This is a genomic window from Rhodococcus sp. NJ-530 (assembly GCF_003860625.1).
Classification (GTDB): Bacteria; Actinomycetota; Actinomycetes; order Mycobacteriales; family Mycobacteriaceae; genus Rhodococcus_F; species Rhodococcus_F qingshengii.
The window spans coordinates 4,486,073-4,498,482 of record NZ_CP034152.1 but is presented as its reverse complement, the minus strand read 5'-3'; the positions used below and the strand labels follow the sequence as shown (position 1 = coordinate 4,498,482).

Here is a 12,410-nt window from a genome sequence, read left to right as displayed (position 1 = left end):
CGGCCCTATCGTGGAGTGTGGCGACCGCGAAGGGAGCACGTGATGACCGAACAAGATGCGACATTCGACCCGGAGGCTCCGGAATCAGATGCGCTCGAACAATCGACACCCGTAGATCCGAACGCCCCTGAAGAACCCGATCTGACCGACATTCCGCTCGACGCGCCAGTGGCTGACGTGGTGGATCAACGAGTCGAGGTTGCGGTCGACGACGACTACCGGCCGTCGTGATCGAGGCGGTGTCGGGGCGGTGAGGCCTCCTACTTCTGGCACCGGGTGGCACTAGTCGTCCCACATGGCGCATGATCGCTAGGTGAACCGAACTGGTGATGACTCCGGCAAACCCACCATGCTTCCGATGCCAGGTATTTCCGCGTCCGCCTCGTCCAGTCCGTCGCCCGGCCCGTCAGCGTCGGCGATGCGGCGAGTTCTCCGTCGTGCACGCGACGGAGCGACCCTGAACGTCGACGAGGCGGCAACGCTGCTGCAGGCACGGGGAACCGATCTGACCGATCTGTGTTCTTCGGCGGCCAAGGTTCGCGATGCCGGTCTGCTGGCAGCGGGTCGGCCGAACACCGTGACGTATTCGCGAAAAGTTTTCATTCCGCTGACCCGTCTGTGCCAGGACAAGTGCCACTACTGCACATTCGTCACGGTGCCGGGGAAGCTGCGTGCCGCTGGGCACGGCATGTTCCTGGAACCGGACGAGGTTTTGGACATTGCCAGGGCAGGCGCCGAATTGGGCTGCAAGGAAGCGTTGTTCACGCTGGGGGATCGCCCCGAGGCTCGCTGGCCGGAAGCCAAGCAATGGCTGGACGAACGCGGCTACGACTCCACCCTCGACTACGTGCGAGCGATGTCGATCCGGGTACTCGAGGAGACAGGCCTGCTCCCACACCTCAATCCCGGTGTGATGAGCTGGCAGGAACTCTCGCGGCTCAAGCCCGTTGCGCCGTCGATGGGCATGATGCTCGAGACGACCGCTACCCGGCTGTTCACCGACAAGGGTGAGTGCCACTACGGCAGCCCGGACAAGGACCCGGCGGTTCGGCTACGCACCCTGACCGACGCAGGCCGACTGAACATCCCCTTCACCACGGGAATTCTTGTGGGCATCGGGGAGAACTTCCTCGAACGTGCCGAGTCGATCATGGCGATACGCAAGTCGCAGAAGGCGTTCGGCCACATCCAGGAAGTGATCATTCAGAACTTCCTGGCCAAGCCCGATACCGCGATGCGCAATACGCCTGATGCTGGACTCGACGAGTTTCTCGCGGCCATCGCCGTCGCACGCCTGCTGCTCGGGCCGACGATGCGGATCCAGAGTCCGCCGAATCTCGTCTCGAACAGCGAGTGCCTCGCGCTGCTCGGCGCAGGCGTGGACGACTGGGGCGGGGTATCACCGTTGACCCCCGATCACGTCAACCCCGAGCGTCCCTGGCCGAATCTCGAGACCTTGGCCGAGATCAGCGCCGAGGGCGGCTTCACGCTGACCGAACGCACTGCGGCTCAGCCGGCATATGTCCTGGCCGGGGCTCCGTGGATCGATCCGCGTATTGCGGGTCACGTGCAGGCGCTGGCGGATCCCAAGACCGGTCTCGCCTTGCCCGACACCAAGCCGGTGGGTCGGCCGTGGCAGGAACCGGACGAGTCGTGGGAATCGAGCGGACGCGTCGATCTCAATACCGAGATCGACACGGACGGGCGCAACACCGAGACCCGCAGTGACCTGGGCAGTGCGTTCGGCGACTGGGAGACCGTGCGCGAACAGGTTCTCGAGCTCAGTGCTCCGATTCGCGTCGACACCGATCTGCTGGCTGCGCTCCGCAGTGCCGAACGCGACCCGGCCGGATGTTCCGACGACGAGTACCTGGCCCTTGCCACGGCGGAGGGCCCGGGCCTGGAAGCCGTTGTGGCACTGGCGGATGCGCTGCGCAAGGATGCCGTCGGCGAGGACGTCACCTACGTGGTGAACCGGAACATCAACTTCACCAACATCTGCTACACGGGCTGCCGATTCTGTGCGTTCGCGCAGCGCAAGGGTGACGCCGACGCGTTCACGCTGTCGGCAGAGCAGGTCGCCGACCGTGCGTGGGAAGCGCACGTCGCCGGCGCAACCGAGGTGTGCATGCAGGGCGGTATCGATCCGGAACTTCCCGTCACCGGTTACGCCGACCTGGTCCGGGCCGTCAAGAAGCGCGTGCCGTCGATGCACGTCCACGCGTTCTCTCCGATGGAGATCGTGAACGGTGCATCGCGCAGTGGTGAGAGCATCAGGGATTGGCTGACGGCCCTTCGTGAGGCGGGCCTGGACACCATTCCCGGTACGGCAGCGGAGATCCTCGACGACGAGGTGCGCTGGATCCTCACCAAGGGCAAACTGCCGACGGCGGAATGGATCGAAGTGGTCACCACGGCGCACGAGGTGGGGCTGCGGTCGAGTTCGACGATGATGTACGGGCATGTCGATCAGCCGCACCATTGGGTCGGGCACCTGAACGTTCTTCGCGGAATCCAGGACCGTACAGGCGGATTCACGGAGTTCGTGCTGCTGCCGTTCGTTCACCAGAGCGCGCCCCTGTACCTGGCGGGCGCTTCCCGGCCAGGGCCGACCAATCGGGACAACCGCGCTGCACACGCGTTGGCACGCATCATGCTGCACGGCCGCATACCCAATATCCAGACCAGCTGGGTCAAACTTGGCATCACCGGAACGCAGATGATGCTCAACGGCGGCGCCAACGACCTCGGAGGAACGCTGATGGAAGAGACGATCTCGCGGATGGCCGGCTCCGAACACGGTTCCGAGAAGACCGTCGCAGAACTGCGCGCCATCGCCGAGGGAATCGGACGTCCGGCACGCGAACGAACCACCACACATGCACGACGCGAAGGAGCGATTGCCTGATGGCTGACGTACTGGGGGACCGCAAGGTCGTCGAGGTTCTCGATCGAGCGGTGTGGGGGATCAACCCGGTTCTCGACCTCGCCTACAGCGATCCGCTCGGTATCAAGCGTCGGACGTTCGAGCCGACCGATCCCGAGCGAAACGCTGCTGCGATGGTGTTGGACGCGGCCGCTTGGGTCCTCGACGTCGTCAAGTTCCCCGGGACGGCGGCGTGGTCGGTGATGACCGACGAGCAGCGCTCGAAGTGGTGGACGACCCGGTTGGGTGCACTCAACACCGTTGCCGTGGCGTTCCCCGGCATCTTCGGCGTCCTCCTCAATCGGTTGCCGATCCAGGACCTGCTGGCCTTCGCGAATCAGGCCGTTGTGCTCGTTGCGGTTGCTCGTGAACACGGAGTGACCGAACGGGATCAGCAGGTGGACCTCCTGGCGTCGGTGCTGTGCCGGCGTGAGACGAAGTCTCGAGAGCTTCTCACCGGAGAGGACTTCGCCGAGAAATCAGCCGGCGGCGCCGACGAGACCTGGCGCCCGTTCGCGCTCATCGGAACGTTGTGGCGCACGTCCAAGACTTTTCGTGCCATCACGGACGAGTTGCACAAGCGGCCGTCTCGGACAAAACCGTACGAGATCATCGGCAAGATTCCGGTGGTCGGCGTCGTGGCGGATTACCTCGGTGAGCGGGGCGCACTGGTACACGCGGCCGCTCTGGGGGAGAAGTGGATCGCGATTCGGTCGAGGAACATCACCGCAGTAGGCTGAAATGTGTTACCCCCGCCTGCTCAGAGTCGGTCGGCAGGGGGATAATAGGCTGTTCCCGCGGTACGTGAGAGTCGTATCGGATTTTCGGCCCCTTGCAACTGCGTGTTGCGGCGGCGATGCACGACAGGAAGGCAGGGAGATCGGCAGTGACCTACACGATTGCTGAACCGTGTGTAGATGTGATGGACAAGGCGTGCATCGAAGAATGCCCTGTCGACTGCATCTACGAGGGTGGACGCATGCTTTACATCCACCCCGACGAGTGTGTCGACTGCGGCGCGTGTGAGCCTGTCTGTCCCGTCGAAGCCATCTTCTACGAAGACGACGTCCCGGACCAGTGGAACGCGTACATCAGCACCAACGTCGATTTCTTCGACGATCTCGGCTCACCGGGTGGAGCGGCCAAGCTCGGCAAGGTCGACTACGACACGCCGTTCATCAAGGCGCTGCCTCCCATGGGTGAGGAATAGCGATCTTGTCTCGTACTCCGGTGGCCGCTGGGCTTCCTGATTTTCCGTGGGATTCGCTCGCCGACGTCACGGCGAAGGCGCACTCTCATCCCGACGGCATCGTGAACCTGTCCGTGGGGACGCCGGTGGATCCGGTGGACCCGGTGATTCAGGAGGCTCTGGCCTCTGTTGCCGAGGTGCCCGGATACCCGACGACTCATGGCACGCTCGCGCTTCGCGAGGCCGTGGCGGAGTCACTGGATCGCCGCTACAACATTCCCGACGTCGATCCGGCAGCGGTGCTGCCGGCCATCGGTACCAAGGAAATGATCGCGTGGCTGCCGACATTGCTCGGTCTCGGAGCCGACGATCTAGTGGTCATTCCGGAGTTGGCGTACCCGACGTACGAGGTCGCAGCGAAACTGGCAGGTGCTCGCGTCCTGCGCGCCGACGGCTTGAACAAGCTCGGTCCCGAGTCGGCGGCGATGATCTTCGTGAACTCGCCCTCGAATCCCACCGGCAAGGTGCTCGGCCTCGAGCACTTGCAGAAGGTCGTGGCCTGGGCGCGCGAGCGCGGCGCCATCGTCGTCTCCGACGAGTGCTACCTCGGATTGACGTGGGAAGCCGATGCGCTCTCCATTCTCGATCCTCGTGTCAACGACGGTGATCTGACCGGTTTGCTTGCGGTCCACTCACTTTCGAAGACGTCCAATCTCGCGAGCTATCGCGCCGGGTTCGTCACCGGTGATCCGGCTCTGGTGTCGGAACTGCTCGAGGTGCGCAAGCATGCGGGCATGATCCTGCCGCTACCGATCCAGGCGGCGATGACCGCAGCCTTGGGCGACGACCAACACGAGAACATCCAGCGCGAGCGGTACCGCGAGCGTCGTAGTGTGTTGATCGAAGCTGTTCGAGGCGCCGGATTCACCGTCGACAATTCCGAGGCAGGTCTGTACCTCTGGGCGACGCGCGGCGAGGAATGTCGAGCGACGGTCAGTTGGTTCGCCGATCGTGGGATCCTCGTTGCCCCCGGTGAGTTCTACGGACCGAGCGGGAGCAAGCACGTGCGGATCGCGCTCACCGCAACAGACGAACGAATCGCCGCGGCAGCAAAGCGCCTCTCCGCCTGAACCGTGTGCTTTCGCGGGTGTCAGGTTCCCTGATGTCGGTATCGGTCCGATGTAAGGTCGCGCTGTGACCACCTCAGGGACCGGCGGCTTGGACGCGGTACTGATTTTTGCTGTCGTTGCTGCCTCGGTTGCACTGATGCTCGTGTGGTTGAAAAGTCGTCGAGTTTTCGGAGAATTCCCACTCTCGGCAGCTCTCCTCTGGCTGATGGTTGCAGTGCCTTCCATCTTGCAGGCGGCGATGCCGGGACTGCTCGAGATGTTTCGTCGTGATCCCGCGTTGATTCGTGACGGGCAATGGTGGCGCATTCTGACCTCCGTGCTCGTTCAGGACGGAGGGGCCGCAGGAACTGTCACCAATCTCGCGACGCTGGCCGTGGTTGCACCGCTTGCGTTTCGGCTCTGGGGCGCCGCACGTGGCTGGGCTCTCTTCCTGCTCGGTCAACTGTTGTTCGGTTTGCTCACCACCGCAGTCTTCCCGTCGACCGGCGCAGGCAACTCCGGTGCCACGCTTGCTCTGGCAGCGGCGGCCGCGGGCATCGGCGTTCTGGTGCGCCCGCGAATGCCTGAGATTGTTCTGACGGTCCTGATTGTCGTCGGCGGCGCAACATTGGTGACGGTCGACGACGCACACGGATTCGCGGTGCTTTCCGGGGCGCTCTTGGGGGCTGCGCTGGTGACGCTGTTCCCTCCGCACTCGATGGACGCGCGTCGGGCAGGAGAAAGTTTGCGACCATCCGCGCTGTGAGATGCTGTCGTGGTGCTGCTGAGATCCTTGAACCCCCTTGCTGTTGCCCGCGGTGACGACCTCGACGACGCCGTGACGATCGGTGACACGGTTCTCTCGCGGAGTGCCATTCTCGGTGCCGCGACCTCGGTCGCGGAGCGAGTGGCGCAGGCCGATCGGGTTGCCGTATTGGCAACTCCCACAGCAAAAACGATTCTCGCCGTCGTCGGGGCGTTGATTGCCGGCGTCACCGTTGTGCCGGTCCCGCCGGACTCGGGGAAGGCTGAGCGAGAGCACATTCTGCGTGACTCCGGTGCCCAGGCGTGGCTCGGCGAAACGGACGACCACTGCGAAGGCCTGCCCGTGGTTCCCGTCCGATTGCACGCTCGCTCGTGGCACAGCTATCCCGAACCGGCACCGCAGTCCACAGCATTCGTCCTGTACACGTCCGGAACTACCGGCCCACCGAAGGGCGTTCTGCTCAGTCGCTCGGCTATCGCAGCCGGGCTCGACGCGCTCGCCGAGGCCTGGGACTGGACGTGGCGAGACACCCTCGTACACGGGCTTCCGCTCTTCCACGTGCACGGACTGATTCTCGGAATCCTCGGCCCCCTCCGGATCGGCAGCCGGGTGATCCACACCGTCAAGCCGACGCCGGAAAACTACGCAAGGGCCAAAGGCTCCCTCTACTTCGGTGTCCCCACCGTCTGGTCGCGTATCGCCGAAGACGAAGAAGCTGCCCGCGCGTTGTCCGGTGCCCGACTTCTGGTCTCCGGTAGTGCGCCGCTTCCCGTGCCTGTCTTCGAAAAGCTGCGGGAGCGAACAGGATTGACGCCCATCGAGCGTTACGGCATGAGTGAGACGATGCTGACCCTGAGCACGCGTTTCGACGGCGAGCGACGCCCGGGGTGGGTCGGCGTGCCGCTGCGCGGAGTCGAGACTCGTCTTCGTGACGAGAAGGGCAACGATGTGCCGCACGACGGCCAGAGTATCGGCGGCCTACAGGTACGTGGGCCGATGCTTTTCGACGGCTACTTGAACCGTCCGGACGCAACCGCCGAGTCCTGGACGGAGGACGGCTACTTCAAGACCGGTGACGTCGCCGTCATCGACGAGGGTGGGTTCCACCGAATCGTCGGCCGCGAATCCATCGACTTGATCAAATCCGGTGGATTCAGAGTCGGCGCCGGCGAGATCGAGACCGCCATCCTCGGGCACCCTTCGGTGTCCGAAGTTGCGGTGATCGGTGTCCCCGACGCCGATCTGGGGCAGCGGATCATCGCCGTCGTAGTCCGTAAGCCCGGGACTCCCGAGGTCACCGAAGCCGAATTGGTCGAGTTGGTCGGGGCGGAGTTGTCGGCGCACAAGCGTCCCCGTGAGGTTCGATTTGCCGAGACTCTGCCACGTAACGCGATGGGCAAGGTTCAGAAGCGTGAGCTGCTCTAGGCAGGTCGGTTTGCTGAAAAGTCGCTGCGACGCTTGAAGGTTCGTGAATTCGGCCGGCCTGTCCCGGAATGTGGGCTCGCCGGTTCTCCGACGATTCAGTGCTAGTTGGAATTTCTGTGTTCTTGGCTACACTACCGCCCGGTAGGGACAGTTCCAGTCGCGCGCATACCGTCGGTATGCCTGAGTGCGAGTGGCCTCGGAAGGGCAGATTTCATGGCGGGCGGACGGCATTCGAGTCCTGACAGCGGGCGGTCGATCGGGTTCTACGCAGTGGGTGGGTTGGTTGCCGTCGCGGTAGTCGCCACCGGGGTGGTGGTCTTCAAGGCAACACAGTCCGATTCCTGCGAGAGCGTCGACGAGTACTCGCTGGCAGCGGATCCTGCGATCGCGCCGGCAGTCACAGAGATCCTCGCAGAATCGTCGCCGGAGCAGACAGGCTGTTCGCGGATCACGGTTACCTCTGCGCTGCCCGGGGACGTTGCGGGAACCCTGGGTAAGGGCGTGGACGCGCCGGACATGTGGATACCGGATTCGACAGCGTGGGTGGGCAAAGCTGCATTGACGGCCAAGGGGCCGGTCGCTGCCGCCGGCGGTTCGATCGCCACCTCGCCTGTCGTTCTCGCCTCCGGCGGTGGCGAACAGTTTGCCAGTTGGCTCGCGGCGCTACAGGTTCCCGATCTGGCGTTGGGCAATCCGTTGTTCACAGGGGTTGCGTCGGCGCCCATTCTCGGAGCTCTCGCGGAAACCGGGGCCACCTCCGAATCCGTTCGAGCGGCACTCGTACCCCATGCGCAAGCGGAGAGTGTTCGTACCGAAGATCAGCCGGTAGGACAGAAGATGCTCACCGAATTGGTCAGCTCCGGAAAGGTCGGTGTTTCGACCGAGCAACAGGTCGTCGAGTTCACGAAGGCCGAGTCGAAGATTTCCGCGACAGTACCGGCGACGGGAACCATGATCATGGATTACCCCCTGGTGGTCAGTGCTTCGGCACCGGACCGGCACTACGCCGCAGCCAAGAAGAGTGACGCCATCGCCGAGCTGTTGCACAGTGAATCTGCTCAGGAAGTGCTGACGCGCAGCGGGTTCCGTACTTCCGGCGGTGGAGCCGTCGAAGGTGGAGTCGGTGACGTCACGGCACTGACCGTGTCCGAACAGTCGGTGGCCGATCAGACACTGGGCGCTTGGGCTCTGATGGCCAAGCCGATCCGGACACTCGTTGCGATCGACGTGTCTGCGTCGATGGACTACCCGGCGGCAGGCGGCAAGACGCGCATGCAGTTGACCACTGCTGCTGCTCTGGCCGGCAATCAGGTCTTCCCAGACAGCGTCGCTGCCGGTCTCTGGGCGTTTTCCCAAGGTATGAACGGAACCCAGGACTTCCAGGAATTGGTGCCGATCAGGCGCTACGACACGATCGTCGACGGTGTGACTCAACGAAAGTTGATGGCAGATCAGGCGAACCGGCTCACCGAACTCAAACGTGGCGCCACAGGTTTGTACGACACGACGCTGGCCGCATTCCGTAAGGTTCAGGAATCGTACGATCCGCGAGCGGTCAACAGCGTCATCATCTTGACCGACGGCGCAAACGAAGATCCTGACAGCATCAGCCGTGAACAGTTGCTCGATGTTCTTGCACGCGAGCAGGATCCGGCGCGTCCGGTCATCATCGTCACCATCGGCATCACCGATGACGCAGATGCGGCGGCGCTCGCCGATATCTCCCGCGTGACGGGCGGTTCGACGTACATCGCTCGTGACCCCTCGGAGATTTCCGAGGTGTTCGTGAACGCATTGGCTCACCGAGGAACTTAGGCCGCATCCGGACTGGTCCAGGGTGCCGGAAGTGGCGGAGCCTCAGACGAATACCGGTGCCCGGTAGGTGTCGTCGTGGTGAAGGTGTGCCGGTTACCTGGTACAGGTTCGGCAGTCCAGTCCGAGCCCTGTTTCGCGTAATTGCATGCCGCACACAACGCGGCACCGTTGGCTGCGCTGGTGAGGCCACCCCTGGAGTGATCGCGAATGTGGTCGCGGTGGCGAACCGGCGCGTCGCACCACGGAGTACGGCAGCTTCGATCACGGAGTTCGATCAATCGCGCCAACCCCTTCGGGAAGGTTCTCGCCGTGGATTCCATTGCGGTCAGCGCGCCCGTATCGGGGCGTGCGTAGAGCTTTCGGAGCGTTGCCACCGTTTCGGAGTCTTCGCTGGCCTTGGTGATCCATTCGCGTGCAATAGCGGCTGGTACAGGTCCGTACCCGTGGACGTACGCCGGGTCGGAATTTTCGCCCAACAATGACTGGTCGGAGACAACCAGATTCACGGTGACGGGTGTCGGTGTGGCGCGGCCGATTCCGGTAACTCGCTCGACCAGGAGATCAGCCATGATTTGCGCTCGGGTGCGCTTGTCCCCGCCGGCAAGTACGGAATCTGCGTCGCGCCTGAGCGTGGCGTGCACGGCGATACCTTCGGCCACGGGAAGAAACACATTGAGCCAGCACATCGTGTCGGGCGCAGGCCGTGACGTCACTCGTCTGTCTCCCACGGCTTTGCGTGCTCGTCTGGCAATACTATCGGAGTCTATTTCGGCAGTGCGTGCGCGGATTCTTTGTGTCAGTTGGTGGTTGCCGCATCCGTCCAAGATTGCAGCGTCGCAGCAGAACTCGCGATCCAATGTAGCGCGATCCTGGGCGGTGAGACATGAAGTCTCGCGCATGAGGATCGTCGCTTGATGCTCACTGATGGAGCCGTCGACGAGTAGTCGAAGTGTGTGAGGCATCTCGTCGTTCAGTGCGCGGGCCAGGTTCAGATGCTGAGTTCCGAACCAAGCCGACTCTCGCCGTGCGAGGGCAATCTGCGCGTTGATTCCACGGCCTTGGTATGCGCGCGGCACTCCCCGTTCGCCGCGGTCGTTGCGGGTGAACGCGTCGAGATCGGCAGCCAGCAATGCCTGGGCACCAGCGCAACTGGCCTTCAACTCTTCCAATGCGCGCAGAAGATCCACGCGTGCTGCGTTGTCGATGGATCGATCCATGCTGGCGAGTGATGCCCGGAATTGTCCGATGGTCTCTTCGGATATCGCCTGTTTGGATATCGCCTGTTCAGATACTTGCGTCGTCACTTTTACCCCCCGGTAGTGTCGAACATACATTCGATACTAGCCTCGACGGCGAACGGACGCAACGCCTTTCTCCGTTGGCGTCTGAAAGTTCCGACAGTTCGGTTTTCGTGGTTGACTGGTCCTCATGATCGAGCTGAGGGGATTGACCAAGGTTTACGGACCGACGAAAGCGGTGGACGATTTGTCGTTCACGGTCAAGCCGGGCATCGTGACGGGCTTCCTGGGCCCGAACGGTGCCGGTAAGTCGACGACGATGCGGATGATCCTGGGTTTGGATCAGCCGACGTCGGGTGCGGCGTTGATCGAGGGCAAGCCGTACCGCGAGCTCAAGACGCCGTTGCGGACTGTCGGCGCGTTGTTGGATGCGAAGTGGGTGCACCCCAATCGCAGTGCGCGTGCGCATCTGCAGTGGATGGCTGCTTCGAACGGGATCCCGAAGTCCCGCGTCGACGAGGTGCTCGGGTTGGTCGGGTTGTCCGAGGTGGCGGGCAAGAAGGCCGGCGGGTTCTCGCTCGGTATGTCGCAGCGTCTGGGGTTGGCGGGTGCGTTGTTGGGGGATCCGAAGGTGTTGTTGTTCGACGAGCCGGTCAACGGTCTCGATCCGGAGGGCATCGTCTGGATTCGTAAGTTCATGCAGCGGTTGGCGGCCGAGGGCCGCACGGTGTTGGTGTCGAGTCACCTCCTGTCGGAGATGGCGCTCACGGCGGAGCAGTTGGTGGTGATCGGTCGGGGTCGGTTGATTTCGGATTCGACGGTGGCGGAGTTCGTGGATCGTTCGTCGGAGTCGACGGTGCGGGTGCGTAGTCCTCAGCTCGATGCGTTGCGCAGTGTGTTGCTCTCGCAGGGGTTGACGGTGCGTGAGGACGGTTCCGGTGTTGCCCCGGCATTGGTGGTGGTGGATTCGACCACCGATGTGATCGGTGGGTTGGCTGGTTCGCAGGGGATCGTGTTGTACGAGTTGGCTTCTGTGCAGGGGTCGCTCGAGGATGCGTTCATGAAGTTGACCGGGGACGATGTCCAGTACCACGCATCCGGTATCGATCCGGGTGTCGGTGCACACCACGCAAATACACAGCAGGCAAACACGCAGCAGGCTATGGGAGGTGCACTGTAATGGCTGTTCTCAGTGCGGAACGTATCAAGATCACCACGACCAAGTCGCCGCTGTGGTGCACGATCATCATCATCGTGCTCGGGTTGGGACTCGCTACCGTTTTCGGACTGAGCGCCAAGTCGTCGCTCAGCGGCCCCAACGGTGCAATGATGCCGACAGTTTCGGGGGCACTCAGTGGAGTGACCGGCTTCGGTGTGTTGGTTCTGATGATCATGGCGGCTCTCGCGATCACCAGCGAATATCGTTTCGGGACCATCCGCACCACCTTCCAGGCGGTTCCGAACCGCGCCTCGGTGCTCGTCGCCAAAGCGGGCCTCATCGGTGGGTTCGGAGCGGTGCTGACTCTCGTGTTGTCGTTCGGCGCCTTCGCCCTCACGAAGGCCACGGCAGGTGACGCCGGAAGATTCTTGACTCTGTCCGGCGACGAGAACTGGCGGGTCGTCTACGGAACACCGATCTACGCGTTCTTCTGCGTAGTTCTAGCAGTCGGAGTGGGCGCGTTGCTCCGGCAGTCTGCAGGTGCGATCGCGCTTCTGCTGTTGTGGCCCTTGCTGATCGAGAATCTTTTCAACCTGTTCGGAAGTATCGGCGAGAAGATCATGCCGTTCCTGCCGTTCATGAACGCCAACAATTTTCTCGGTTCCGGCGGTAGCGTCGATTTCCACTGGGGACCCTGGGGCAGCCTGATCTACTTCGCCCTCTTCGTGCTCGTCGTATTCTGTCTCAGCATCGTCGTCGTGAACAGGCGGGATGCATAGGCAC

11 protein-coding genes are annotated in these 12,410 nt (G+C 63.0%); 10 read left to right on the top strand and 1 reads right to left on the bottom strand.

All coding sequences use genetic code 11. The annotated features are described in order from the left end of the window. Window positions 1–42: 42 nt before the first annotated feature. The 8 genes from EHW12_RS20775 (at window position 43) to EHW12_RS20740 (ending at window position 9,230) form a co-directional block, all read left to right on the top strand. A complete protein-coding gene (locus EHW12_RS20775) occupies window positions 43–231 on the top strand; it encodes a hypothetical protein (protein WP_003945217.1) in 189 nt (62 codons plus the stop codon). Between the two features lie 118 nt (window positions 232–349). Then, the gene (locus tag EHW12_RS20770) at window positions 350–2,908 is read left to right on the top strand and encodes a bifunctional FO biosynthesis protein CofGH (RefSeq protein ID WP_003945208.1); all 2,559 of its coding nucleotides are present in this window, start codon (window positions 350–352) and stop codon (window positions 2,906–2,908) included. Beyond that, complete coding sequence (locus EHW12_RS20765; RefSeq protein ID WP_125051630.1) at window positions 2,908–3,666, top strand: hypothetical protein; 759 nt, start codon at window positions 2,908–2,910, stop codon at window positions 3,664–3,666. Before EHW12_RS20770 ends, EHW12_RS20765 begins: the two co-directional genes overlap by 1 nt. A gap of 146 nt (window positions 3,667–3,812) precedes the next feature. After that, window positions 3,813–4,136, top strand: a complete 324-nt coding sequence (gene fdxA, locus EHW12_RS20760; RefSeq protein WP_003945248.1) for a ferredoxin — start codon at window positions 3,813–3,815, stop codon at window positions 4,134–4,136. 5 nt (window positions 4,137–4,141) lie between these two features. After that, the gene (dapC, locus tag EHW12_RS20755; protein ID WP_125051628.1) at window positions 4,142–5,245 is read left to right on the top strand and encodes a succinyldiaminopimelate transaminase; all 1,104 of its coding nucleotides are present in this window, start codon (window positions 4,142–4,144) and stop codon (window positions 5,243–5,245) included. 64 nt (window positions 5,246–5,309) lie between these two features. Next, on the top strand, window positions 5,310–5,990 hold the full coding sequence (locus EHW12_RS20750) for a hypothetical protein (RefSeq protein WP_030536218.1): 681 nt from the start codon (window positions 5,310–5,312) through the stop codon (window positions 5,988–5,990). A gap of 12 nt (window positions 5,991–6,002) precedes the next feature. Further along, window positions 6,003–7,415: an acyl-CoA synthetase gene (locus EHW12_RS20745; protein ID WP_030536217.1), complete on the top strand. Its 1,413-nt coding sequence runs from the start codon at window positions 6,003–6,005 to the stop codon at window positions 7,413–7,415. A gap of 213 nt (window positions 7,416–7,628) precedes the next feature. Next, window positions 7,629–9,230, top strand: coding sequence for a substrate-binding and VWA domain-containing protein (locus EHW12_RS20740; RefSeq protein ID WP_042448773.1), 1,602 nt, complete (start codon window positions 7,629–7,631; stop codon window positions 9,228–9,230). Here the strand turns inward: EHW12_RS20740 and EHW12_RS20735 are convergent. Next, window positions 9,227–10,534, bottom strand: a complete 1,308-nt coding sequence (locus EHW12_RS20735; RefSeq protein ID WP_042926343.1) for a DUF222 domain-containing protein — start codon at window positions 10,532–10,534, stop codon at window positions 9,227–9,229. The two genes, EHW12_RS20740 and EHW12_RS20735, sit on opposite strands and share 4 nt — an antisense overlap. A 124-nt stretch (window positions 10,535–10,658) precedes the next feature. On the opposite strand from EHW12_RS20735, the gene EHW12_RS20730 reads away from it, so the two are divergent. Both EHW12_RS20730 and EHW12_RS20725 read left to right on the top strand, forming a co-directional pair. Beyond that, on the top strand, window positions 10,659–11,648 hold the full coding sequence (locus tag EHW12_RS20730; protein WP_125051626.1) for an ATP-binding cassette domain-containing protein: 990 nt from the start codon (window positions 10,659–10,661) through the stop codon (window positions 11,646–11,648). Next, entirely contained in the window at window positions 11,648–12,406 is a 759-nt protein-coding gene (locus tag EHW12_RS20725) for an ABC transporter permease (protein WP_125051624.1), read from the top strand. Before EHW12_RS20730 ends, EHW12_RS20725 begins: the two co-directional genes overlap by 1 nt. The last annotated feature ends 4 nt before the right edge of the window (window positions 12,407–12,410 follow it).